Annotated in this window: 20 protein-coding genes; 10 read left to right on the top strand and 10 right to left on the bottom strand. The window is 65.9% G+C overall.

Annotated elements, in window-relative coordinates:
- Positions 1-106 precede the first annotated feature (106 nt).
- The 5 genes from glyQ (at position 107) to M3I54_RS12680 (ending at position 5702) form a co-directional block, all read left to right on the top strand.
- Positions 107-1114: a glycine--tRNA ligase subunit alpha gene (gene glyQ / locus M3I54_RS12700; RefSeq protein ID WP_254336310.1), complete on the top strand. Its 1008-nt coding sequence runs from the start codon at positions 107-109 to the stop codon at positions 1112-1114.
- 16 nt (positions 1115-1130) lie between these two features.
- A complete protein-coding gene (gene glyS, locus M3I54_RS12695) occupies positions 1131-3230 on the top strand; it encodes a glycine--tRNA ligase subunit beta (protein WP_254336308.1) in 2100 nt (699 codons plus the stop codon).
- A 30-nt stretch (positions 3231-3260) separates the two neighbouring features.
- Positions 3261-3824, top strand: coding sequence for a D-glycero-beta-D-manno-heptose 1,7-bisphosphate 7-phosphatase (gmhB, locus tag M3I54_RS12690; RefSeq protein WP_254336306.1), 564 nt, complete (start codon positions 3261-3263; stop codon positions 3822-3824).
- 41 nt (positions 3825-3865) lie between these two features.
- A complete protein-coding gene (locus tag M3I54_RS12685; RefSeq protein WP_254336304.1) occupies positions 3866-4627 on the top strand; it encodes a 1-acyl-sn-glycerol-3-phosphate acyltransferase in 762 nt (253 codons plus the stop codon).
- A 181-nt stretch (positions 4628-4808) separates the two neighbouring features.
- Positions 4809-5702 carry a M48 family metallopeptidase gene (locus tag M3I54_RS12680; protein ID WP_254336302.1) on the top strand — a complete coding sequence of 298 codons (894 nt, stop codon included), beginning with the start codon at positions 4809-4811 and terminating at the stop codon, positions 5700-5702.
- Between the two features lie 92 nt (positions 5703-5794).
- On the opposite strand, the gene gloA is transcribed toward M3I54_RS12680, so the two are convergent.
- On the bottom strand, positions 5795-6178 hold the full coding sequence (gene gloA / locus M3I54_RS12675; RefSeq protein ID WP_254336299.1) for a lactoylglutathione lyase: 384 nt from the start codon (positions 6176-6178) through the stop codon (positions 5795-5797).
- Positions 6179-6374: 196 nt separating this feature from the next.
- On the opposite strand from gloA, the gene panE reads away from it, so the two are divergent.
- Positions 6375-7325, top strand: coding sequence for a 2-dehydropantoate 2-reductase (panE, locus tag M3I54_RS12670; RefSeq protein ID WP_254336298.1), 951 nt, complete (start codon positions 6375-6377; stop codon positions 7323-7325).
- A gap of 42 nt (positions 7326-7367) precedes the next feature.
- Here the strand turns inward: panE and rsmA are convergent, their stop codons facing one another.
- The 4 genes from rsmA to M3I54_RS12650 all read right to left on the bottom strand — a co-directional run bounded on the left by rsmA (position 7368) and on the right by M3I54_RS12650 (position 13110).
- Entirely contained in the window at positions 7368-8195 is an 828-nt protein-coding gene (rsmA, locus tag M3I54_RS12665) for a 16S rRNA (adenine(1518)-N(6)/adenine(1519)-N(6))-dimethyltransferase RsmA (RefSeq protein WP_254336296.1), read from the bottom strand.
- Positions 8196-8210: 15 nt separating this feature from the next.
- The gene (pdxA, locus tag M3I54_RS12660) at positions 8211-9233 is read right to left on the bottom strand and encodes a 4-hydroxythreonine-4-phosphate dehydrogenase PdxA (protein WP_254336294.1); all 1023 of its coding nucleotides are present in this window, start codon (positions 9231-9233) and stop codon (positions 8211-8213) included.
- Between the two features lie 23 nt (positions 9234-9256).
- Entirely contained in the window at positions 9257-10624 is a 1368-nt protein-coding gene (locus M3I54_RS12655; RefSeq protein ID WP_254336292.1) for a peptidylprolyl isomerase, read from the bottom strand.
- A gap of 101 nt (positions 10625-10725) precedes the next feature.
- Positions 10726-13110: an LPS-assembly protein LptD gene (locus M3I54_RS12650; RefSeq protein ID WP_254336290.1), complete on the bottom strand. Its 2385-nt coding sequence runs from the start codon at positions 13108-13110 to the stop codon at positions 10726-10728.
- 168 nt (positions 13111-13278) lie between these two features.
- Here M3I54_RS12650 and M3I54_RS12645 point away from each other — a divergent pair, with 168 nt between their 5' ends.
- Positions 13279-14442 carry an aminoglycoside phosphotransferase family protein gene (locus M3I54_RS12645; RefSeq protein ID WP_375542137.1) on the top strand — a complete coding sequence of 388 codons (1164 nt, stop codon included), beginning with the start codon at positions 13279-13281 and terminating at the stop codon, positions 14440-14442.
- 62 nt (positions 14443-14504) lie between these two features.
- On the top strand, positions 14505-15215 hold the full coding sequence (murU, locus tag M3I54_RS12640) for an N-acetylmuramate alpha-1-phosphate uridylyltransferase MurU (RefSeq protein WP_254336455.1): 711 nt from the start codon (positions 14505-14507) through the stop codon (positions 15213-15215).
- Between the two features lie 44 nt (positions 15216-15259).
- On the opposite strand, the gene M3I54_RS12635 is transcribed toward murU, so the two are convergent.
- Positions 15260-17170 carry an ABC transporter ATP-binding protein/permease gene (locus M3I54_RS12635; protein WP_254336286.1) on the bottom strand — a complete coding sequence of 637 codons (1911 nt, stop codon included), beginning with the start codon at positions 17168-17170 and terminating at the stop codon, positions 15260-15262.
- 298 nt (positions 17171-17468) lie between these two features.
- Between M3I54_RS12635 and M3I54_RS12630 the strand changes: the two genes are divergently transcribed.
- On the top strand, positions 17469-17864 hold the full coding sequence (locus tag M3I54_RS12630; RefSeq protein ID WP_158758619.1) for an acyl-CoA thioesterase: 396 nt from the start codon (positions 17469-17471) through the stop codon (positions 17862-17864).
- A 57-nt stretch (positions 17865-17921) separates the two neighbouring features.
- Here M3I54_RS12630 and M3I54_RS12625 read toward each other — a convergent pair whose 3' ends face one another.
- On the bottom strand, positions 17922-21500 hold the full coding sequence (locus M3I54_RS12625; RefSeq protein WP_254336284.1) for an EAL domain-containing protein: 3579 nt from the start codon (positions 21498-21500) through the stop codon (positions 17922-17924).
- Between the two features lie 249 nt (positions 21501-21749).
- Entirely contained in the window at positions 21750-22232 is a 483-nt protein-coding gene (locus M3I54_RS12620; protein WP_254336282.1) for a nitrate reductase associated protein, read from the bottom strand.
- A gap of 208 nt (positions 22233-22440) precedes the next feature.
- On the opposite strand from M3I54_RS12620, the gene fdhD reads away from it, so the two are divergent.
- On the top strand, positions 22441-23265 hold the full coding sequence (gene fdhD / locus M3I54_RS12615) for a formate dehydrogenase accessory sulfurtransferase FdhD (protein ID WP_254336453.1): 825 nt from the start codon (positions 22441-22443) through the stop codon (positions 23263-23265).
- Positions 23266-23280: 15 nt separating this feature from the next.
- Here the strand turns inward: fdhD and M3I54_RS12610 are convergent, their stop codons facing one another.
- Together M3I54_RS12610 and M3I54_RS12605 are read right to left on the bottom strand one after the other, a co-directional pair.
- Complete coding sequence (locus tag M3I54_RS12610; protein ID WP_254336280.1) at positions 23281-24051, bottom strand: enoyl-CoA hydratase; 771 nt, start codon at positions 24049-24051, stop codon at positions 23281-23283.
- Between the two features lie 103 nt (positions 24052-24154).
- The gene (locus M3I54_RS12605) at positions 24155-25354 is read right to left on the bottom strand and encodes an acetyl-CoA C-acyltransferase (protein WP_254336277.1); all 1200 of its coding nucleotides are present in this window, start codon (positions 25352-25354) and stop codon (positions 24155-24157) included.
- Between the last annotated feature and the right edge of the window lie 16 nt (positions 25355-25370).

Here is a 25370-nt window from a genome sequence, read left to right as displayed (position 1 = left end):
CGCAAGAGGAAGGGGCAAGGCGGAGAATCGCCGCCCCGCCGGCGCGCTCGCCTGGTGGGGCCGCCGCATTCCGCCCCCGAAAGCCCGAAAGACACTGCAGGCACACATGCTCACGTTTCAGCAAATCATCCTGACGCTCCAGTCTTACTGGGACAAGCAGGGCTGCGCACTGCTCCAGCCGATCGACATGGAAGTCGGCGCCGGCACCTCGCACGTCCACACCTTCCTGCGCGCAATCGGCCCCGAGCCGTGGCGCGCGGCCTACGTGCAGCCTTCGCGCCGCCCGAAGGACGGCCGCTACGGCGAGAACCCGAACCGTCTGCAGCACTACTACCAGTACCAGGTGGTGCTCAAGCCCGCGCCGGACAACATTCTCGACCTGTACCTCGGCTCGCTCGAGGCGCTCGGCTTCGACCTGAAGCAGAACGACGTGCGCTTCGTCGAGGACGACTGGGAGAACCCCACGCTCGGCGCCTGGGGCCTCGGCTGGGAAGTGTGGCTCAACGGCATGGAAGTCACGCAGTTCACCTACTTCCAGCAGGTGGGCGGCATCGACTGCAAGCCGGTGCTCGGCGAAATCACCTACGGTCTCGAGCGTCTCGCGATGTATCTGCAGAAGGTCGAGAACGTCTACGACCTCGTCTGGACCGAATGGGAAGAGCAAGGCCCGAACGGCCCGGAAATGCGCCGCCTCACGTATGGCGACGTCTACCACCAGAATGAAGTCGAGCAATCGACCTACAACTTCGAGCACGCGAACGTCGAACTGCTGTTCACGTTCTTCAACGCGTACGAGGCCGAAGCGAAGCGCATGATCGATCTGCAGCTCGCGCTGCCCGCCTACGAACTCGTGCTCAAGGCCGGCCACACGTTCAACCTGCTCGACGCGCGCGGCGCGATCTCCGTGACGGAGCGCGCGGCGTACATCGGCCGCATTCGCGCGCTTTCGCGCAGCGTGGCGCAGTCGTACTACGAGTCGCGCGAAAAGCTCGGCTTCCCGATGCTCGGCAACCCCGTGCACGGCGTGCCGGGCCTCACCACCGACGAACAGGACGCCGCGATGCCCGCCTGGGCGCCGCCGCTGAAGGTCGAACGCAAGTTCGACGAGGCTTGACCGGATCTCCAGAACAATGACGCAAGCTCATCACGCCACTCTCCTCGTCGAACTGCTGACCGAGGAACTGCCGCCGAAGGCCCTCGGGCGCCTGGGCGACGCGTTCGCCGAAGGCATCGCGCAGCGCCTCGCCGCGCGCGACCTGATCGAAGGCGATCTCTCGTTCGAACGTTACGCGACGCCGCGCCGTCTGGCCGTCACGATCAAGAACGTGCGCAGCGTCGCGCCCGCAAAGCAGGTGCGCGAAAAAGTGCTGCCCGTTTCGGTCGCGCTCGACGCCAACGGCCAGCCCACCGCGCCGCTCGCGAAGAAGCTCGCGGCGCTCGGCTTCCCCGATTTCCCGGTTAGCGACCTCGAGCGCGCGAGCGACGGCAAGAACGAAGCGTTCTTCCTGCGCTACTCGGCGCCGGGCGCCACGCTCGCCGACGGCCTGCAAGCCGTGCTCGACGAAGCGCTCGGCAAGCTGCCGATCCCGAAGGTCATGACCTACCAGCGCCCGGATGGCAGCAACGTCCAGTTCGTGCGCCCGGTGCATCGCCTCACGGTGTTGCACGGCGACCAGATCGTGCCGGTCACGGCATTCGGCGTCGACGCCGACGACACCACGCGCGGCCACCGCTTCCTCTCCGAAGGCCTGATCGCCATCCAGCACGCCGACGAGTACGCGCACACGCTCCAGCACAAGGGCTTCGTGATCGCGAGCTACGCCGACCGCCGCGAGTCGATTCGCGCGCAACTCATCGAACAGGCTGGCAGCGACAAGGTCGTCATGCCCGAGTCGCTGCTCGACGAAGTGAATTCGCTCGTCGAATGGCCGGTCGTCTACGCATGCGAGTTCGAGGACGAGTTCCTGCAAGTGCCGCAGGAATGCCTGATCCTCACGATGCAGACGAACCAGAAGTACTTCGCGCTCACCGACGACCAGGGCCGACTGCGCTCGCGCTTCCTGATTGTCTCGAACATCGCGACGCAAACGCCCGACGAGATCGTCGAGGGCAACGAGCGCGTGGTGCGCCCGCGTCTGGCCGACGCGAAGTTCTTCTTCGAGCAGGACAAGAAGAAGCCGCTGGCCGACCGTGTGCCGCTGCTCGCGAACGTGGTGTATCACAACAAGCTCGGCTCGACGCTGCAACGCGTGGAGCGCCTCGAAGCGCTCGCGGGACAGATTGCCTTGATGTGCAGCGCCAATATCGCGCTCGCGGAACGCGGCGCGCGTCTCGCGAAGGCCGACCTCCTGACCGACATGGTGGGCGAGTTCCCCGAGCTGCAGGGCACGATGGGTACCTATTACGCGCGCCACGACGGCGAGCCCGAAGAAGTGGCGATTGCGTGCTCCGAGCACTACCAGCCGCGCTTCTCCGGCGACGCCCTGCCCGCCACCACGACGGGCACGATCGTCGCGCTCGCGGACAAGCTGGAAACGCTCGTCGGGATCTGGGGCATCGGCCTCGCGCCCACGGGCGAAAAGGATCCGTTCGCGCTGCGCCGTCACGCGCTGGGCGTGCTGCGCATTCTCGTCGAGAAGCAACTGCCGCTCGACCTCGTCGAACTGCTGCGTGCCACCTCCGCGCAATTTGCAGGCATCGAGGCCGTGACGGAGTCGACCCAGGCCATCTACGAGTTCTGCATGGACCGCCTGCGTGGCATGCTGCGCGAACGCGGCTTCGCGGCCACCGAAGTGGATGCGGTGCTTGCACTGAACCCCACGCGCCTCGACGACATCGTCTCGCGTCTGGACGCGGTGCGCGAATTCGCAGCGCTCGCGGAAGCGGCCTCGCTCGCGGCGGCCAACAAGCGCATCTCGAACATCCTCAAGAAGTCCGAGGGTGCGGAAGATGCCGGCGTGCAGATCGCGCTTTTCGTCGAAGCCGCCGAGAAGGCGCTCTACGCGCAGCTCGAACAGGTCGCGCCGCGCGTGGAAACGCAGCTCGCCGCACGCGAGTACACGGGCGCGCTCACCGCGCTCGCGGCGCTGCGCGAAACCGTGGACACGTTCTTCAACGACGTGATGGTCAACGCCGAAGACCCGGCGCTGCGTGCGAACCGCCTCGCGCTGCTCAAAGCACTGCATCGCCAGATGAACAGCGTCGCGGACATCTCGAGGCTGGCTGCATAAGCACAAACATGCGGAACTGAGCGAGACGCCATGCCGACCAGCAACACCAGAAAACTCGTGATCCTCGACCGCGACGGCGTGATCAACGTCGACTCCGACGCGTTCATCAAGTCGCCGGACGAATGGATCGCGATACCCGGCAGCCTCGAAGCGATCGCGCGCCTGAACCAGGCGGGCTACCGCGTCGCGGTGGCGTCGAACCAGTCGGGCATCGGGCGCGGACTGTTCGACATGGCCGCGCTCAACGCCATGCACGCGAAGATGCACCGCCAGGCGGCAGCCGTGGGCGGCCGCATCGACGCAGTGTTCTTCTGCCCGCATACGGCGCAGGACCATTGCGAGTGCCGCAAGCCACAGCCGGGCATGCTCAAGATGATCGCGGAACGCTTCGAGATCGAACCGGCCGATACTCCAGTGGTGGGCGACTCGCTGCGCGACCTGCAAGCAGGCGCGGTGCTCGGCTTTCGCACGCATCTCGTGCGTTCGGGCAAGGGCGAGAAAACGCTCGCCGCAGGCGGCTTGCCCGAAGGCACGATGATCCACGACGACCTGCGCACTTTTGCGCTCGACTTTCTCGCGAACGCCCCTGCGTGAAGGCGCAGGTGGTTCACGCGAACATTAAACCGGCTCGACCGATGCGCTTTCTCCGCTCCCTGCTGCTGTTCATCTATTTCATCGTCTACACGATGCCGTACGCCACGGCGTGCTTTATCGCGTTCCCGTTTATGAACGCGACGCGGCGCTACTGGATGGCCGTGGGATGGTGCCGCTCCACGCTCTTCGTCGCGCGCCACCTCAATGGCATTCGCTACCGCATCGAGGGCATGGAGAACCTGCCCAACGGGCCGGCCGTGCTGCTCTCGAAGCACCAGTCCGCATGGGAGACGCTGGCGTTCCCTGCGCTCATGCCACGGCCGATGTGCTACGTGTTCAAGCGCGAGCTGCTGTTCGTGCCGTTCTTCGGCTGGGCGCTGGGCATGCTGAAGATGGTTCACATCAACCGCAAGGAAGGCAAGAACGCGTTCACCTCGGTGATACGCCAGGGCAAGCAGCGCATGGCCGAAGGCGCATGGGTGATCATGTTCCCCGAAGGCACGCGCATACCGGTGGGCAAGCAGGGCAAGTACAAGACCGGCGGCCCGCGCTTCGCCATTGAATCGGGCGCGCCCGTGGTGCCGATCGCGCACAACGCGGGCCACGTCTGGCCCCGAAACTCGTTCATCAAATATCCGGGTATAGTCACGGTGTCGATCGGCAAGCCGATCGAGACGACCGGACTCACGCCCGACGAAGTGAACACGCGCGTGGAAGCGTGGATCGAAACGGAAATGCGGCGGATCGATCCTGAGGCGTATCGCGAAACGGATGGCGCAGCGGCGAAAGCGGCACGGATTTGAGGCGCAGGGCGTGCTGGCTCGCGTCGCGCGAAGCGTTGTGGCGCGGATGTGGGCGCTGCTCGCCGCACGGCTGAGCGCCCCGCGCAACACTGCGCCAGACTCGCCGGCAAACGCGGCACGCAAACGCCCCGCGAACGGCGCACACCCACGCCGCGCACGCCCATCCGCACCAGGCCTGACGATGCAGAAGTCCCCCACGCCGCGCCCAAACGCGGCACTCGACAACCGGCAACTCGACTTGCCGCTCTTTGCTGAACCGGCGCCTGTTGTGGCGCCTGATGTCTTCTCACCTTCTCTCACACCTGCACCTGCTGCGCCGCACGGAAAGCCTGGCAAGGCACCGCTCGCGCCGGATGGCACGCGGCTGCGTACTATCGCGCTTGGCGCGCGCACGCTGCATTACCGGCTCAAGCGGTCGTCACGCAAATCGATCGGGTTCGTGATCGACGGTACCGGGCTTAGCATCACTGCGCCCAGGTGGGTCACGATCTCCGATATCGAGACCGCTATCGCCGAGAAGCAGCGGTGGATCTTCGCCAAGCTCGGCGAATGGCAGACGCGCACGGAGCAGCGAGCCTTGCCGCGCGTGGAATGGAGCGATGGGGCTGAGCTGCCTTTTCTCGGCAAGCCGATTACGGTGAAGCTGGGAGCTTCTTTGCTCGCGTTCGATCAAGAGACGCGCGTGCTTGCGTTGCCGCTGCCGCCGCATGCCGACGCGCAGCAGATCAAGGACCGCGTGACTGGGTGGCTTCAGGGTGAAGCGACGCGGATTTTTGGTGAGCGGCTTGAGGTATATGCCGAGAAGCTTGAGGTCTCGTTTCGGTCGTATGCGCTCTCTTCGGCAGCGACGCGGTGGGGGAGCTGTTCAAGCGAAGGGCGGATTCGCCTGAACTGGCGGTTGATTCATTTCCCGCTCTCCGTTGTGGACTATGTGGTGGCGCATGAGCTCGCGCATTTGCGCGAGATGAACCATAGTCCGCGGTTCTGGCAGACAGTGGAGTCGATTTTTCCGGAGTTTCGCGAGGCGAGGAAGCAGCTTAAGCAGCATCCGCCCGAGATGGTGCCGGGGATGTGATATCCCCATTGCAAGTTCGCGAATTTTAGTTGATTCGCACTTCGAAAGAATTTCCCAAAAAACGGGCTGGATTGCCAGCCCGTGCCACGTCCTTACTTCTTCTGAATAAACTCGATCTTGTACCCATCCGGATCGGTCACGAACGCGATCACCGTGGTCCCGTGTTTCATCGGGCCGGCCTCGCGCACCACCGTCCCACCCTGCTCCTTGATCTTCGCGCAGGCAGCGTAGGCATCCGCCACCTCGACCGCCAGATGGCCGAAGCCAGTCCCAAGATCGTACGAAGCCGTATCCCAGTTATGCGTAAGTTCGATCACGGTGCCGTCGCGCTCGTCCGTGTACCCGACGAAGGCCAGCGTGAACTTGCCATCGGGGTAGTCTTCGCGGCGCAGCAGTTTCATGCCGAGCAGTTCGGTATAGAACTTGATCGAGCGATCGAGGTCGCCGACCCGGATCATCGTGTGCAGCAGGCGCATGGTGTACTCCGTTTTGCCGTCGTCAAAAAACGGACTGTACCAAAAACGCGCCGGCCCTGCCGGCGCCGGCAAGATGCACCGATTTGCTCTAGCATGGACGCCATCCCGAAATTGCCGCGGCAATTTTGCTAACTAAGCGTAAGCCGGGCGCGTAAGCAAGGCGCCTACGCGATGAACGCGAGAACGAGGAGTAGACATGCGAATTCTGGTAGTCGGTGCGGGTGCGACGGGCGGCTATTTCGGCGGCCGGCTCGCCGCTGCGGGGCGTGACGTAACGTTTCTGGTGCGTGTGGCACGCGCCGCGCAACTGCGCGAAGCGGGCCTCGTCATTCGCAGTCCGGCGGGCGATCTCACGCTGCGCGACGTCAAGACCGTCACACGCGAAGCGCTCGAGTCGCAAGGCGGCCAACCGTTCGATCTCGTGTTGCTGAGCTGCAAGGCCTACGACCTCGACAACGCCATCGATTCGTTCGCCGCGGCCGTCGGCCCGAACACGTTGATCCTGCCGCTGCTCAACGGCATGCGTCATCTCGAAGTCCTGCAGGCGCGCTTCGGCACACAGGCGGTGCTGGGCGGTGTCTGCCTGATCGCGTCCACGCTCAACGACAAGCGCGAGATCGTGCATCTGAACGACGTGCAGGCCATCACATTCGGCGAACTCGGCGGCGGCGTCTCGCCGCGTGTGCAAGCCGTGGCGGATCAGTTCGGCAATGCCGGTTTCCACCTGAAGGCGAGCGATCACATCCTTCAGGAAATGTGGGAGAAGTGGGTGTTCCTCGCGTCGCTCGCGGGCAGCACGTGTCTTTTCCGCGCGCCCATTGGCGTGATTCTCGCCACGCCCGACGGCGCCGCGATCATCGAGCGCCTCTTCGCCGAATGCCGCGCGATCGCAGCCGAACACGGCCACGCCGTGCGCGACAGCTTCCTCGAGCGTTCGCGCGCGATGCTGTTCGCCAAGGGTTCGTCGCTCACCGCATCGATGTTGCGCGACGTGCAGAACGGTTCGCGCATCGAGGCCGATCACGTGCTCGGCGACCTGATCCAGCGCGGCGGCGCGGTACAGCACGCGTCGAGCGAGCTTTCGGTGCTGCGCGTCGTGTACAGCCAGCTCAAGGCCTACGAGGCGCAGCGCGCCGAGGCTGCCTGAACGGCGGCTGGCGCACCGGCAAGGCGGCGCACCACGCGCACATCAAGCGCCGCCAGCCCCTTCCAGCGCCTGCGCGAGACTCACATATTCCTCGACGGGCACTTCCTCGGCGCGGCGCGCGAGATCGAAGCCTAGCGCGTCGAAATCGAGGCGCTCGCGGTAATCGCTGAGCGTATTGCGCAGCATCTTGCGGCGCTGCGAGAAGGCCGCCGTCACGAGTTCGCCGAGCACGGCGTCGTTGACCTTCGGCAGTTCGTACGGCGCGTAGGGAATCATGCGCACGATCGCCGAATCCACCTTGGGCGGCGGCTGGAACGATTCGGGCGGCACGTCGATCAGCTTGTCGATCACGTAGCGGTACTGGAGCATCACCGTGAGACGGCCGAACGCCTTGCTGCCGGGCTCCGCCACCATGCGCTCGACCACTTCGTTCTGCAGCATGAAGTGCTGGTCGATCACGCGCTCGGCGAACGTGGTGAGGTGAAACAGCAGCGGGCTCGAAATGTTGTACGGCAGGTTGCCGACAATGCGCAGCGAGGGCTTCTCGCCCGGCGCCGCGAGCGAGCCGAAGTCGAACGCGAGCGCGTCGCCAGCATGGAGTTCTAGCAGCGGGCCAAATTTTTTCGTGAGGCGCGCAATGAGGTCGCGGTCGAGTTCGACCGCATGGAGCGGCGATTCGGGCGTAGCGAGCCGTTCGATGAGCGGCTCGGTGAGCGCGCCGAGACCCGGCCCGATCTCGACCATGCGCTCGCCGCGCTGCGGGCGAATGACGTCGACGATCGAATCGATCACGCCCGTGTCGACGAGGAAGTTCTGGCCGAAGCGCTTGCGCGCGAAGTGGCCCTGGTGCTGTCTGCTGCTGTTGGACATCTTCTCTGGAATCAATCAGATAGCGCGCCGGTGGCGCGCCATCGAAACGGCGGTGTCGAGGGCGGCGATCAGGCTGCCGGCGTCCGCGCGGCCAGTGCCGGCGAGGTCGAGCGCGGTGCCATGATCGACCGAGGTGCGCACGATCGGCAAGCCGAGCGTGACGTTGATGCCTTCGCCGAACGTCGCGTATTTCAGGACCGGCAGGCCCTGGTCGTGGAACATCGCCAGCACGCAGTCCGCGTCCTTGAGGTAGCGCGGCTGGAACAGCGTGTCGGCGGGATACGGGCCGCGCGCGTCGATGCCTTGCGCGGCGGCGGCGGCCAGCGCCGGCGAGATCGTGTCGATTTCCTCGCGCCCCAGGTAGCCATTCTCGCCCGCATGCGGGTTGAGGCCGGTCACGAGGATGCGCGGCAGCGGCACGCCGAAATGATGACGCAGGTCATGGTCGATGATGCCGAGGGTTTCAACGAGCCCCTCGACAGTGAGCGCCGCCGACACGTCCTTGAGCGGCAAATGCGTCGTGGCGAGCGCCACGCGCAACGGGCGCGCGCCGGTACCCGCCAGCATCATGACCACGCGCGGCGTGTGCGTGCGCTCGGCGAGATATTCGGTGTGGCCGGTGAAGGGCACGCCGGCGTCGTTGATGGTGCTCTTTTGCAGCGGCGCGGTGACGATCGCGTCGAATTCGCCTGCCAGTGCGCCGTCGATGGCGCGGTCGAGCAGCGCCAGCACATAGCGGCCGTTCGCGGGGTCGAGTTTGCCTGGCTTGGCGGGCGTGGCCAGCGCCACATGCTCGACCTGCACGGGCTGGTTCGCCAGCACGGCGGCCCAGTCGACGCTCACGGCCTTCGCACGCGCGTCGAGCAGCGCGCTGTCGCCGAGCACGACGAACTGCGCGTCGGGCCAGTGCGCCGAGGCGCCCGCCAGCGCGGCGGCGGTCAGCTCGGGGCCGACACCGGCCGGCTCACCCGTGGTGATGGCGACGCGGATCGGCCCCGCCCTCCGCGGAGCCGGCGACGACGATGCGGAGGCGTTCATGGCTCGATCCCTGGTGACTGCGCTTAGTTGTGCGGCGGCGTCATGCCCGCGATCTTGTAATCGACGTAGGCGCTGTCGCGCAGCTGGCGCAGCCAGTCGGCATAGGCCTGCTCTGCCTTGCGCTGGCCGATGGCCTGGCGCGCGAGTTCCATTTGCTGCGCGATCGAGCCTTCGGCGTCGCGGCGGCCCAGCACCTGGATCAGGTGGTAGCCGTACTCGGTGCGTACCGGCTCGCTCAACTGGCCGTCCTGCAGCGTATTCATGGCGCGCTCGAATTCGGGCACGGTTTCACCCGGGCTGATCCAGCCGAGGTCGCCGCCCTGCGAGGCCGAGCCGTCCTGCGAGTAGGTGCGCGCGAACTTGGCGAAGTCGCCGCCCGCCCCGATTTCCTGGCGGATTTCGAGCAGCTTCTGGCGCGCCTGGGGCTCGGACATGCCGTCGCCCACGCGCAGCAGGATGTGGCGTACGTGCGTTTGCACGAGCTTGGGCGCGTCGGCGGCCGTGCCCTGGCCCTGGCGGCGCTCGACGAGGCGCACGATCTCGAAGCCGTCGTTGGTGCGGATCACCGAGGGGTTCACCTCGCCCGGACGCAGCGTGGAAGCGGCGGTCACGAATTCGGGCGGCAGCTTCGACTGCGGCAGGAAGCCCATGTCGCCGCCCTTGCCCGCGTCGCTCGCCTGCGAGTTCGACTTCGCGAGGCTTTCGAACTTGCTACCCGACTGGGCTTCCTTGAGCAGCGCATTGGCCTTCGTCTGCGCGGCTTCGATGTCAGTTTCCGAGGCGTTCAGCGGCGCCTTGATGAAGATATGCTGGAAGTGCAGGTCGTTCGACTGGCCCGCGTTCGGTCCGCGCTGGCTCGCGATGTAGTTCGCGACTTCGGCGTCGGACACCGTGACCTTGCTGTCCACTTCCTTCTCGCGCAGCTTCGAGAGCGTGAGCTCGGTGCGCGCATCGCGCATGAACGTAGTCCAGGGCACGCCGGCCGCCTCGATGCGCGCGCGATAGGTGGCGAGATCCATGCCGTTGGCCTGGGCGAGGCGCTCCAGCGTGCGTTGCACGGCGGCGTCGTCGACGGTGATGCCGTCTTCCTTGGCCTTCTGGAGCTGAATGCGCTCGAGCACCATCTGGTTGAGCACCTGCGCGCGCAACTGGCCCTCGGGCGGAACCGGCGCGTTTTGCTGCTGCAGCCGGTGAGCAATCATTTCGGCGCGGCTGTCGAGCTCGCGCTGCGTGATCACGCCGTCATTGACGACTGCGGCGATCGTGTCGACCGTCTGGCCGTTGCCAGCCGCGAGACCTTGAGCTTGCGCCGGCGCGGCCGGCAACACGCCTGCGACGGCGAAGAGACTCGCAGCGTACGCTGCCAGGCGAAGCTTTTTCATGATTCCCACAGATACTCCAATGTTGGCGGGCACGCTTCACCCGTCTCTATGCAACCGACACCGCGTTGCCCCGAGGCGCCTCGCGCAAGCAAGGCGCTCCGGATCACGCGTTATTGATAATCAGTGAAGCGCGAATCCGGCGGCGACTGAGCCGGCAGCTGCGTGTACCCCGGCACTGCGGTCCTGAACGCCGCCACCAGCCCGTTGTCGACGTTCGACAGTCCCTTGAGCGTGAGCTGCGCGAGAAACCGCGTTGACGAATTCGGCGTGCCCGACGTATTGAGCCCGTTCGCGTAACGCTGCAGGCCGACCCCGAGCACCCAGCAGTCGGCGTCGTACTGCATGCCGACCAGGCCATCGACGATCCGATGGCCGTTCAGATCGTAGTTGAAGCGGCCCACGGCGTACACCCGGTGCGAGAACGGCCATTGAGCCGAGATCAGAACCTGATTGATCGGCTGGAAGTCGAGTGTGGTGTTCGCGCGCGTATAGCGGTAGGCCACGTTCAGCACTCGGCTCGTTCCCGGGCTGTACCCGAAACCGATGCTCGCCTTCGTGAGCTGGTTGCTGTCGGCATTATATTGGAACGCCGTTTCCGAAGCGAAACCGGCCCCGATTTTCAGGGCGGCGCCCGCAATCAGGTCCGAATGCGTCGCCTGACTCGTGCTTTCGCCCGAGTTGAGCGTGACGCGCTGATCCTGGAAGTAGTACTGCTGCGCGATCACGAAACGCGCGCGCTCGTCGCCCGAAGCCGGATCGATGAAGCGCGTGGTGAGCGCGGCCGTAATGCGGTTCGCGTCGGCAATGCGGTCGTTACCGACGAAGGTGTTCGGCGTGAAGATTTCCGCGAGGCCGAAGTCCGACTCGGCGGTATCGAAAAGGGGCGCGAACTGCTGATTGCGGTACGGGGTGTACACGTAGTACAGGCGCGGTTCCAGCGTCTGGATGTAATCCTGACCGAACAGGTGCACCGAGCGGTCGAACACGAGGCCCGTATCGAAGCTGAAGGTCGGGATCGATTCGGTGAAGCTCTTCGGCGTGCCGACAGGCGAGCCGAAGGTCGTGCCCGCCGGGCCGATGTTGCTCAGGTTGTACGACGCGAAGTGCCACTGAACCTTCGGCGTGACGAAGTAACCCGGCCCCATCAAGGAGTACGACAGGTACGGATTGAAGACGACGCGATCGCCTTCGGTCGCATTGTCTTCCGTGATGCGGAAGCGCGAATAGTCGGCTTCCATGCCGTAGTCGAAGCCGCCGACGTTGTACTTCGCGTACTTTACGTTCAACTGCGGCTCGCGGCCATAGGGCGGCGTCGACGACTCGACCGTCTGCCAGTGCTGGTAGCGGCCCAGCACGGACCACGGCCCGCTGTTATACGTGAGGCCGGCTTCCTGCTGGTACAGCGTCTGCGTGCCGTTCAGGAACTGGTTGGCCGGCGACGACAGGTCCGACGGATAGGTGTTGTCCGAGACCTTGTTGTAATAGACGTAACCGCCGAACCCGTTGCCGAAGTTCTGGTTGTGCTGGATGAACAGCGCGTAGCGGTTCGTCTTCGTGATCGCGTCGTCCGGCAGAAACGTTCCGGTAATCGATCCCGAGTAATTCGTCGAGAGATACCGGTAGTTGCCCTGCAGGAACACGCCGCGCTTCGAGATAATCTCGGGCGTGAACGTGAAGTCGCGGTTCGGCGCGATGTTGAAGTAATACGGCAGCGAGATTTCGTAGCCGTTCGTCGAACTGACCGAGAACGTCGGCGGCAACAGGCCGCTGCGACGGTCACCCGAAAGCGGGAACGACAGCCACGGGCTCGCGAAGATCGGCACGTCCTGGAAGAACAGCACGGCGTTGTGCGCAACGCCTTCATCGCTGCCGGTGTCGAAATCGAACTCGCTGCCCTTGATGTACCAGGCCGGATTGGTCGAGCAGTGGCACGCAGTGTAGGTGCCGGTCGTGAGCACCGAGCGCTCGCTGTCCAGCAGGTCGGCGCGTGCGGCGCTGCCCGAGCCGCCGGTGAGCGTGAAATGGTACTTCGGCGCGGGCATGAAGCCCTCGTTTGCCTCGACTTTCAAATGCGCCTCGGGCCCCGAGAACGTCGTGCCGTTCTGCACGACCACGACATTGCCGTAGGCATTGGCCATGTCGGTGTCCTGGTCGTAGTGCAGGGCGTCGCCCTTCACCAGGTTCGAACCCTGGCGCAACTCCGCCGCGCCTCTCACGGCGAGGTCGGTGTCCACCGTGCCGGTCGTCGAATCGCCGAGCACGAAGGTTGCCGGGTGCTGGCCCGACGCATTGGGGTGATCCTCGAGTTGCGGCGCGAGCCGCAGGCTCAACGGACCGTCCAGCTGCTGAGGCTGCGCGGCCGCGCCCGAGAGCTGGGCGTGCGCGAGCGCGGGCACCAGACCCGGTACGGCCAGGAGTGCCGCGAGGAGCCGCCGCTTGCCCGGCACGCCGTCGTCACTATGAGAGATCGTCTGGAAAAACTGTCTGGGCGGCATGTATGGTTTTGGCGAATCGGCCCGGCCGCCTGCCCTCTCCATGATGGTGGCCCGCCTGGACACCCGCCTCCCGATGAACCGGATCGAGGCCGGGCTGCAAACAATTAATTACAATTCATCGAACCCTGAAGCAACGATGAATGCGGCGAGCGAACCGTCATGCGGGCTTTGGCGCGAGTCGCGTCAAAAAAGTCGTGGGGTATTATATGGCAAGACGTTGATCCACTGATTTTGCCTCTGGCTTTCATGACCTTTTCCGCCGCGCATTCTCCCGCCGCTTCTCCTGGCGACTCCCCGGCCGCTTCGCTGACCGACAGCCGCCGCGACCTGCTCGTCGCCTGGCTCGGCAGCCTCGCCGAACAGTACGCCCTCGACCTCGCAACGCTCGCCCCGGCCTCGGCCGACGCGAGCTTTCGGCGCTATTTCCGCCTCGCTAGCGCGGGCGCGCACGGCGCGACGCTGATTGCCGTCGACGCCCCGCCGCCCGAAAAAAGCCGCGAATTCGCCCAGATCGCGCAGTGGCTCGAGGCGGCCGGCGTCCACGTGCCGCGCGTGCTCGAAGCCGATTTCGACGCGGGCTTCATGCTCGTGACCGATCTCGGCACCGCGCCCTACCTGACAACGCTGCAGGAAGCCGGCCCCGACGCGCGCTCGCGCGAGCTGATGCGCGACGCCATCGACGCGCTGATCCGCTGGCAGCTCAGCTCACGGCCAGGCGTGCTGCCGGACTTCGACGAAGCTTTCATGCGCCGCGAGATGGAGCTGATGCCCGAGTGGTATCTAGAGCGCCATCTGGGCCGCAAGGTGGACGAAGCCACGCGCGGCGTGCTTGATCGCACCTTCGCCCTCCTCGTGGCGAGCGCCCGCGCGCAGCCGCAAAGCTTCATGCTGCGCGACTTCATGCCCCGTAACCTGATGATCGCCACGCCGAACCCCGGCGTGCTCGACTTCCAGGATGCCGTGTACGGCCCGATCACCTACGACGTCGTCTCGCTGCTGCGCGACGCGTTCCTGAGCTGGGACGAGGAGTTCGAGCTCGACTGCTTCGCGCACTACTGGGAGCGCGCAAAGAAGGCGGGACTGCCTGTCGATGCCGACTTCGGCGAGTTCTACCGCCAGCTCGAGTGGATGGGCCTGCAACGGCACATCAAGGTGCTCGGCCTGTTCTGCCGCATCAATTATCGCGACGCCAAACCGCATTACATGGCCGACCTGCCGCGCTTTCTCGGCTACGCGAGCAAGGTCGCGCACCGCTATCGCCCGCTCGCGCCGTTCGCGCGGCTCATCGACGAGCTGCAGGGCAGCGCCGTCGCAGTCGCTTACACCTTCTGAAGCGGGCCGTCATGACCCAATCGAATCACACGCCGGCCACGGCGGGCCACGGCCGCACCGCGATGATCTTCGCCGCCGGACGCGGCGAACGCATGCGCCCGCTCACCGACACCTGCCCGAAGCCGCTCCTCGCCGTGGGTGGCAAACCGCTCGTCGTGTGGCAGATCGAGCGGCTCGCCGCGGCGGGCTACACGCGCATCGTCATCAATCACGCATGGCTTGGCGCGCAGATCGAAGCCGCGCTCGGCGACGGCGCGCGCTTTGGCGTGACGCTCCACTATTCGCCCGAGCACGACGCGCTCGAAACGGCGGGCGGCATTGCCCAGGCGCTGTCGCTCATCGAGTCGATGGGCACGCCCGAGGTGTTCCTCGCGGTGAGCGGCGACGTCTACAGCGCCTACGATTTCGCGCGCCTGAACGTGCACGCGCAAGTGCTCGCGGCGCAAGCGCAGCCGGGCATGCATCTCGTGATGGTGCCGAACCCGCCATTCCACCCGAAGGGCGACTTCGCGTTGAGCGTCGACGGCCGGCTCGCGCTCGAAGGCGCGCCGCGCTACACATTCGGCAATATCGGCCTGTATGACACGCGTATGTTCCGCGATCTCGCGCCCGGCACGAAGCGCGCGCTCACGCCGTACTATCGCGAGGCGATCGCGCAAGGACGCGTGAGCGGCGAACTATACGACGGCGTATGGGAAAACATCGGCACGCCCGCGCAGCTCGCGGCGCTCGACGCCGCGCTGCGAAATTCGACCCACGCGCACCACGGCTGAAACCGGCAACACAATGCGCCGCGCAAACGCCGGCGCGGCGCGCTTCAATTGCCGCCCGCCGCCGGCAACTCTACTTGCCCCTGTTGTGACTGGGGCGCCTCACTCGCCTTCTGCTGCTGAAGCGCCCACATCTGCGCATAGTGTCCGCCCGCGTGCAGCAATTGCGCATGCGTGCCGCGCTCGACGATGCGCCCGTGATCCATCACGATGATCTGCTGTGCGTGCACGACGGTCGAGAGCCGGTGCGCGATCACGAGCGTCGTGCGCTCGCGCGCGATCTGGTCGAGCTCGTGCTGGATGGCGCGCTCCGAGCGCGAATCGAGCGCTGACGTCGCCTCGTCGAACAGCAAAATCGGCGGATTCTTGAGCAGCGTGCGCGCGATCGCCACGCGCTGCTTCTCTCCGCCCGAAAGCTTGAGGCCGCGCTCGCCCACGGACGTGTCGTAGCCCTTGGGCAGGCTCTCGATGAACGCGTGAATGTGCGCCGCGCGCGCCGCCGCGATCACCTCCTCGCGGCTCGCCGTGGGCCGGCCATAGGCGATGTTGTAGTAGATCGAGTCGTTGAACAGCACCGTGTCCTGCGGCACGATGCCGATCGAGGCGCGCAACGAATCCTGCGTGACATCGCGGATATCCTGGCCGTCGATGGTGATCGCTCCACCGCTTTTGCCAGGATCGTCGCGATCGAGATCGTAAAAGCGGAACAAGAGCCGCGCGAGCGTGGACTTGCCCGAACCGCTATGCCCCACCACGGCCGTGGTCGTGCCCGCCGCAATCGTGAAGCTCAAGTCGTGCAAAATCTGGCGCGACGGCTCATACGCGAAGTTCACGTGCGAAAAGCGCACCTCGCCGCCGCGCACCGCAAGCGCCTGCGCGCCGGGCACGTCGGCCACTTCGCGCTCGACGGTGAGCAGCGTGAACATGCGGTCCATGTCGGTGAGACTTTGCTTGAGCTCCCGATACACCACGCCGAGAAAATTCAGCGGAATATAGAGTTGCAGCATGAAGGTGTTGATGAGCACGAGGTCGCCGAGCGTGAGCCTCCCCGCCATCACGCCCTGCGTGGCGCGCCAGAGGATGAACACGAGCCCCGTGCCGATGATCGCCTGCTGCCCGAAGTTGAGCGCGGAAAGCGAGTGCTGCGACTTGATCGCGGCCTGCCGGTAGCGGTGCAGGTTTTCGTCGTAGCGCTTCGTCTCCCACTCTTCGTTGCCGAAGTACTTCACAGTCTCGTAGTTGATGAGCGAATCGATCGCACGCGCGTTGGCGCGCGAATCGAGCTCGTTCATCGTGCGGCGGAAATGCGTGCGCCACTCGGTCACCTTCACCGTGAACACGATGTACGCAGCGAGCGCGATAAGCGTGACGATCGCGTAATACGCCTCGTACTTCACCGTGAAGAAGCCAAGCACGAGGCCCACTTCCACGAGCGTCGGCAGGATGCTGTAGAGCGAGTACGAAATGAGCTGCGTGATGCCGCGCGTGCCGCGCTCGATGTCGCGCGACATGCCGCCCGTCTGCCGTTCGAGGTGAAAGCGCAGCGAGAGCGCATGCAGATGGCGGAACACCTTGAGCGCCAGCTGGCGCACGGCGCTCTCAGTCACCTTCGAAAAAAGGATTTCGCGCAGCTCGGTGAAAAGCGACGTCGAGAGACGCACGACGGCGTACGCCACCACGAGCAGTCCGATGCCGCCCGCGAGCACGATGCCGGGCGCGTGCTCCGCACGACCGAGCGCCGTGAGATGGCGCACCGGGGCAAGACCGTCGACGATATGCTTCATCACGATCGGCACGCCGAGGTTGGCCACCTTCGCGCCGATCAGGCAGGTGAGCGCGAACGCCACGCGCCACCGGTAAGCGGTGAGGTAAGGCAGCAGCGAAACGATCGTCTGCCAGTCGTTGCGCGGCCCGGTGGCGGGCAGCGCGGGTTCGTTGGAAGCGGGAAAGCGGCGCATGGGGCGAGCGGCGAGATGCCTGTGCGATGCGGTGCACGAAGTCCGGTTCGGGGACCGGAACCTGGCGCGGCGCAAGCGGCACGGCGAGTCATGTGGGGCTGATGTGAGGTTCCAGGCGACGGGTTTCGCAAAGGTGGAGGGCGCTAATCGACCCGCCCGCCACGCCTTAAGCTTTCCCGTACAATTCCTGATCAACGTATTGTCGCAGAAGGCGGCGCGCGCCGCTGAGCGTCCCACGCCGGCCCCAGGCCCGCACCGCAGCACCATCCGCCGTTCGATCCCTTTTCATGGAAGCCCGATGACCGACTCCTTCCCGCTCCCCCAAAAATCGCCTGCGCTGCGCGTCGTGCCACAGCCTTCGGACGCCAACGTTCATGGCGACGTCTTCGGCGGCTGGATCATGGCGCAGGTCGACATTGCCGGCTCGATTCCGGCAAGCCGCCGCGCCAACGGACGCGTCGCGACCGTCGCGGTGAACTCGTTCGTGTTCAAGCAACCGGTGTTCGTGGGCGATCTGCTGAGCTTCTACGCCGATATCGTCAAGACCGGCAACACCTCGGTGACCGTCGAGGTCGAGGTGTACGCGCAGCGTATGCGCCTCCAGGAGGAAGTCGTCAAGGTGACGGAAGCCACCCTCACCTATGTCGCGACCGGCACGGACCGCCGTCCGCGTCAGTTGCCGCCGATCGAATAACCAGGCCGCAAGCGCCCCCGGCGCTTGCACTCGGCTCAAACCCGGCTCAAACCCGGCTCAAACCGTCCACGCAAGCCCAGGCGCGTCCTCGTACGTAGCGCTTGCGCGCAAGAGCGCCGCCGCCTCGTCGCCGGGCAGTGGCGGCGCGAAGAAGTAGCCTTGCAGCTCGTCGCACGCGCGCTCGCGCAAGAAGGCGAACTGCGCCGAGGTCTCCACCCCTTCCGCGATCACCTGCAACTGCAACTCGTGCGCAAGCGCGATGATGGCCGCCGTGATCGTTTCGTCGTCGCTGCTCGTGCCGATGTCGGCCACGAACGAGCGGTCGATCTTGAGCCGGTCCACCGGCAGACGCTTCAGGTAGCTCAGGCTCGAATAGCCGGTGCCGAAGTCGTCGATGGCAATGCCGATGCCCAGCGCGTGCAGCTCGTTCAACATCGACACGGCTTCTTCGGCATTGCGCATGAGCGTGCTCTCGGTCAGCTCGATTTCGAGCCAGCAGGCTTCCAGCCCGGTCTCCTGCAGCACGTCCTTCACGAGTTGCGCAATGTCGCGCTGGTGGAACGTCTTCGCCGAGAAGTTCACGGACACGCGCACGGGCGGCAGCCCCGCAAGCTGCCACGCGCGATTCTGCCGGCAGGCCTCGCGCAACACCCAGTCGGAAAGCGGGCCGATCAGGCCGCTCTCCTCGGCCACGGGAATGAACTGCGCAGGCGAGACGAGCCCGACCTCGGGATCGCGCCAGCGCACGAGCGCCTCCATGCCGATGATGCGCCCGCCCTCGATCTCCACCTGCGGCTGGTAGTGCAGCAGGAACTCGCTGTCGCGCAGCGCCCGGCGCAGGCGCCGCTCCAGATTCAGGCGCGCCCCTACATTCGCGTTCATTTCGGGCTCGAAGAACTGGAACGTATTGCGGCCCATGTCCTTCGCGCGGTACATCGCGACGTCGGCCTTCTTCATGAGCGTTTCGGCATCGTTGCCGTCCTGCGGGTAGACGCTCGCGCCCATGCTGCAGCCTACATACAGCTCGGTGCCGTCGATCCACACCGGCTCCGAGATCAGCGCGCGCGCGCGCTCCATCCAGCCGATCAGCGACTTCTCGTCGATGGTGTCGGTGAGCACGATCACGAACTCGTCGCCGCCGTGGCGCGCGACCGTGTCGGTCGTGCGCGTGCAGCGCTGGAGCCGCTCGGCCACCACACCCAGCAGCCGGTCGCCCACGCTGTGGCCGAGACTGTCGTTGACGTTCTTGAAGCCGTCGAGGTCGATGAACACCACGGCCACGCCCGTGTCGTGCCGCTGCGCCGCAAGCAGGGCGTGCTGAAGACGGTCGCGCAGCAGGTTGCGATTGGGCAGCAGCGTGAGGCTGTCGTAGTTCGCCTGGTATTCGAGCTGTTCCTGGTAGCGGATCAGCTCGGTCACGTCGTTGATGATGCCGATGTGATGCGTGATGCGGCCATCGAGATCGGGCACCGGCGCGATCAGCAGCTGGTTCCAGAAGAGCGCACCGTCCTTGCGGTAGTTGCGCAGCACGGCGCTCACTTCGCGATTGGACAGCAGCGCCTTGCGCACGGCGATGAGGCCGTCCTGATCGCGGTCGTCGCGCTGCAGGAGGCGGCAGTCCTGGCCGATCACCTCGGCCGGATCGAAGCCCGTGATGCGGCGAAACGCCGGATTCGCATACTCGATCAGATTGCTGCCGCCCGGGCCCGGCGCGGTGATCAGAATGGCGTTCACGCACGCGTCCAGCGCGCGGCTTTGCAGGCGCAGCGCGAGGTCGGCGCGCTTGCTTTCGGTGGTGTCCGAGTAAGAGCCGAGCACGCCGATCACGCGGCCGTCGCCGTCGAGCAGCGGCAGCTTGCTCGTAAGCGTCGTGCGGTGCAGGCCGTCGATCGTGTGGTTGTCCTCGTAGTTGATGCGCGGCAGCCCCGAGTCGATCACCTCGCGGTCCTGTTCGCGCATGCCGTCGGCATAGGCGCGCCACGGCAGATCGTCGTCGGACTTGCCGATGATCTGTTCTGGGTACGCGAGGCCCGCGTCGCGCGCGAAGGTCATGTTGCAGCCGAGATAGCGCGACTGTGCGTCCTTCCAGAAGATACGCTGCGGGATGTTGTCGATCACCGACTCGAGCATCTGGTTCGAGCGCTGCGCCTCCGCTTCGGCCTTGATCTGTTCGGTCACGTCGTCGGCGAGCACGAACACGGCGTCGCGGCCGAGGAAGGTGAGCGAGTGATGCGAGATGTCGGCGCTGATGATCGAGCCGTCGCGGCGGCGATGGTGCCAGATGCCGGCCATCATGCGCACGTTCTGCGTGAGCATGTCCGAACGCGTGAGGTGTTGCTCGAGGCGCGAGACATCCTCAGCGGGACGGATAGCGCGGATCGTCATCGTGAGGAACTCTTCCTCGCTGTAGCCGTACTGCTGGATCGCGGCGGCGTTCACGGCGAGAAAGCGCAGCGTCTCGCGGTCGAACACGTACATCGGCACCGGATGCGCGTCGAACAGACCCTGAAAGCGCTCGCTGCGCAGGCGCATGCCGCTCACGGCGCGCAGCTTCTCGCGTGCAGCGCTCTCGCGCGCGCCGAACGTGTAGATGAGGAGCGTCGCGCCCGCGAGCATCGTCACGATCAGCAGCAACAGCGCGCGGCCGCCCGAGCGCGCCGAGTCGGCGAGCGCGGCGGCGAGGGCCAAATCCTCCGCGCGTTGCAGCGACGCGAGTTGCCCGTCGAGCTGGTCCACGAGGTTGTCGATGCGGATGTATTCGCCGGCGAGCCACGCGGCAGTCGCGGGCGACGGCGTTGCGGCCCCGGCTGCGGGCACTGCGGCGGGCGTTGGCGTTGCCGGGTCAGGCAGCGCAGCGATCGCCGCGATGGGGTTCTGGGCGCCGTTTGCCGCGCCGTTTGCCGCGCCGTTCTCGACAGTCGGCGCCACCGTGAGCGTATCTAGCGTCACGGCGCTCGCCGCCCCATCCGCCGCGGCGTGCAGCGGCAAGATCGTGCCGGTCACGACATGACCGGCCATGCGCGCGTCTGCGGCGCTCCCGAGTTGAACCGTCTTCGCGGCGGCAGCGTTGTGGGCGAGCGCCTCGCGCGCGCCCCACGGCGCCGCGGGCGAGCGCGCGGCATTCGCGGGCATTGCCGTGCCGAATTCCTGACTGGCCGCGCCTTCAGCCGGCACAGCCTGTGCTGCCGCGGTCCCGCTCGCCCCCGCCGCCACGGCAGCCTGCCCGCTCTCGTCGGCAACGCGTTGCTCGGCGCGCGCAAGCGTCACGTCGATCTCGCTCGCAATCGCGCTGGCCTGTCCTGCGAACGCGTCGAATCGGGCTGCGAGGTCGGCGTTGCCGGCCAGCTCCGCGCGCAGTGCGCGGGCGGTTGCGTCGAGCACGGCGGCGCGCGCGTCGTGCGCGGCGGCTGACTCCGGCTGGCCCTGCACTGCGAAACGGCCCAGCGCGCTCACGCCGCTGCCAAGCGCATCGCGATAGCGGTCGAGGTCGTGACGGATCGTCGCAGCCTGGCTCGCGCGCAGGTCGATCTGGCGCTGACCGTCGATCTGCGTCCACGCGACAAAAGCGTTCGCGCCAACGGCCGCCGCGACGACGACCAGATTGATGAGTTGGCGCTTCGAAAAAAGAAGGTTCATGAATGCCGAGCGTCGTTCGCGCCCGCGCCGTGAGCGCGGGATGATGGGTCACGACTGCGCGCGACCGGTCGGCGCCTGACGCGCCAACCCGAAATAACGGCAGGGCCGGCCTGGTCTTGAGGGTAAATGTGGAGAAAGGAGCGGAAAAAACCCGCGGCGGCGCGCGAGGCAGCCGCGGTTAGCGGGAATCGGGTATGGATCGGCGGTGAATCGTGGCGGGCAGGATCGGCGGGAAGCAGCCGGTAAAAATCACCGCGACACCGCCAGCCCGAACTCGTGCATCGCCGGCGCGAAGTCGTGATTGCTCTCGGGTTTGCGCGCGAGCTTCGCAAGCACGTAGCGCTGGAACGGGTCGAGCTGCGCCCAGTCTTCGAGGCCGGGCGCCTGCAGGCTGGCAAGCTCGGACTGAAGCGCAACGCCGCCCGGCACCGCGTTCACGTCGCGCCAGGCGGGCGCTTCTTCGGGAGCGAACCATTCGGGTTCGACGTTCGCGTGCGTGCGCATCATCTCGAAGAGCGCGTGGTCGAAATTGGGCTCGATTTGCGTGTCCTCGTCCACGGGGAAACACGCCAGCAGCCGGCGGTCCTCATAGGGCAGCAACTGCCATTGCGCGAGAGAAATGCGCAGACCAAAGCGATCCAGGTTGAAGCGCACGCACATCGGGATATAGGTGAGGTTTTCCGACGAGTCGACCTCGAACCGGAAAAGCAGCGGAGCTTCGTTCAATGCCATGACGGTATCCTCGCGAGGCGGACATAAGCGCGGGCGGCCCGCTTGAGGTATTTTAGAACCTTCCGCGCGCGGCGCGGCCCCGCTGTCCCCCGGCGGCGCTGCGGTACCGCGCCGCACAAGGACCAATGGAGTTTTGCGCTTGACCACCCCAACCCCCACGCCAATGAGCACCGCAAACCGGCCGCAGATCACGACGACGAATCCGCCGGTGCATCCCCTCGAAACCGAAGGCCAGCCTGGCGCCATCGAATTGCGCGTGCATCGGCACCGCGGCGGCGGCGTGGAAACGCGTGAGGACCACGTGGGCCAGGAATGGCCCGTCGCGCTCGTCTTCAACGGTATTTCGCACGCGGTCATGATGTGCACGCCGCGCGACCTCGAAGCGTTCGCCGTGGGCTTCGCGATCTCCGAAGGCATTGTCGGGCGCAACGCGGACATTCAGGACATCGAGGTGTACTGGCATGCAGAGTCGGATCTGCCGCATGCCGAAGTTCACCTCACGGTGGTGCAGCAGGCGTTCGTCGAACTGAAGGAAAAGCGCCGCGCACTCGCCGGGCGCAGCGGCTGCGGCGTGTGCGGCATCGAGAGCATCGACCTGCTCGATCTCGAACCCGAGCAGGTGCCCGATACGGGCTTCGCCGCGCGCCTCGCGCCCGACGCCATCGCGCGCGCCGCACGCGAACTGCCGCAGCATCAGGCGCTCACGAAGCTCACCGGCGGCCTCCACGCAGCCGCGTGGTGCGACGAAAACGGCGCGATCCTGCGCGCCTTCGAGGACGTGGGCCGCCACAACGCGCTCGACAAACTCATCGGCCAGCTCGTGATGGAACGCGCTGACACGCAGCAGGGCTTCGTCTTCCTCTCGAGCCGCGCGAGCTACGAACTGGTGCGCAAGGCCGCGCGCGTGGGCATTCCGATGGTCGCGACGATCTCGGCGCCCTCCTCGCTTGCCATCGCCATTGCAAAGCGCGCCGGACTGCGGCTCGTGAGCTTTTGCCGCGAGTCCGGGTACGTCGATTACGAAACGGCCTGAGTCGCGAGGCGCGGCTTAGTCGAACTGCCGGAAATCCGGCTTGCGCTTTTCGAGGAAAGCCGTGAACGCCTCGCGTGCTTCGGGTGCGAGCAGCATCTTGCCGAAGTGCACGAACTCTTCGCTCATGCGCGTCTTGATCTCGTGCGTATCCGCGCGCTTCATAAGCGACTTCGTCACGCGCAGCGACGAGGCGGGCAGCGCCACGAGCTTCGCCAGTTGGCCGCTAACGAACGCGTCGAGTTCGGCCGCCGGCAGCACGCGGTTCACGAAGCCCATGCGATGCGCTTCCGCCGCATCGAAGGTCTCGCCGAGGAGCAGCTTTTCCGCCGCGCCCTGGTGGCCCGCAATGCGCGGCAGCAGCAGCGACGAAGCCGCTTCGGGGCACAGCCCGAGTTGCGCGAACGGCACGGCAAAACGCGCGTTGTCGGCCGCATAGACCATGTCGCAATGCAACAGCAGCGTCGTCCCCACACCGATCGCCGGCCCTTTTACCGCGGCGACGAGCGGTTTCTCAAAAGCCGCGATGGAGTCGAGAAAGCGGATCACGGGCGAATCGGCGCCAGCGGGCGGACCCTTCAGGAAGTCTTCGATGTCGTTGCCGGCCGTGAAGATCTCGGCGTGGCCGCGCAACAGCACCGCGCGTACCGAGGCGTCTTCGTTCGCTCCGGTGAGCGCGTCGGTGATCGCCTGATACATCGCGGGCGTGAGCGCGTTCTTGCGCGCGGGCCGGTCGATGGTGATCGTGAGCACGCCGTTTTCGTGTGCTGCAAGGATTTCGTTGCTCATGTGGCTGTCTCCTCGAATCCCAATCGTGATACGAAAAACGGTCCGCAAACCGCGAAGTCTGCGAACCGTGTCGATAACGCCGAAGCGCTGATCAGACGAACGCTTACAGCCGCTCGATGATGCCCGCCGCACCCATGCCGGTGCCGACGCACATCGTCACCATGCCGTACTTGTAGTTGCGGCGGCGCAGGCCGTGCACGACCGTCGAGGCGCGGATCGCGCCCGTCGCGCCGAGCGGGTGGCCCAGCGCAATCGCGCCGCCAAGCGGATTGATCTTCGAAGGATCGAGGCCGAGGTCCTGGATCACCGCCAGCGACTGCGCGGCGAACGCTTCGTTCAGCTCGATCCAGTCGAGATCGTCCTGCTTCAGGCCCGCGGCCTTCAGCGCCGCCGGAATCGCTTCCTTCGGACCGATGCCCATGATCTCCGGCGGCACGCCGCGCACCGCGAAGCTCACGAAACGCGCGAGCGGCGTGAGGTTGAACTGCTTGAGCATCTTCTCGGAGACGACGATCAGCGCGCCCGCGCCATCCGAAGTCTGCGAGCTGTTGCCGGCCGTGACCGAGCCCTTGTTCGCGAACACCGCGCGCAGTTTCGCGAGGCCTTCGAGCGTCGTATCGGCGCGCGGGCCTTCGTCCAGCTCGATCAAACGCTCCTTCACCTTCACTTCGCCCGTTGCGAGATCCGGGAAACGCTCGACGAGCGTGTACGGCGCGATTTCGTCCTTGAATTCGCCGGCCTGTTGCGCGGCGAGCGCGCGGCGATGCGATTCAACCGAGAACGCGTCCTGCGCTTCGCGGCTCACCTTCCAGCGCTCCGCGACCTTCTCGGCGGTCAGACCCATGCCGTAAGCAATACCAACGTCTTCGTTGCGATCGAAGATATGCGGCGAGAGCGACGGCTTGTTGCCCATCATCGGCACCATGCTCATCGACTCGCAGCCGCCCGCGATCATCGCGTCGGACTCGCCCACGCGGATGCGGTCCGCGGCCATCGCGAGCGCCGTGAGGCCGGACGCGCAGAAGCGGTTGACGGTCACGCCGCCCACGCTCTGCGGCAAACCCGCGAGCAGCGCGCCAATACGCGCCACGTTCAGGCCCTGCTCAGCTTCCGGAATCGCGCAGCCGACGATGGCGTCTTCGATCACGCTCGTGTCGAGGCCCGGCACCTGCGCCACGGCCGACTTGATCGCGTGAACCAGCAGCTCGTCCGGGCGGGTGTTCCTGAACACGCCGCGCGGCGCCTTGCCGATGGGCGTGCGGCTCGCGGCGACGATGTATGCGTCCTGCAACTGTTTGCTCATCTCTTACTCCAGTATC

Source organism: Paraburkholderia sp. CNPSo 3274 (genome assembly GCF_024206475.1).
GTDB lineage: Bacteria > Pseudomonadota > Gammaproteobacteria > Burkholderiales > Burkholderiaceae > Paraburkholderia.
Note: the sequence above shows the minus strand (reverse complement) of the source record. Positions and strands in the feature narration are given on the sequence as shown.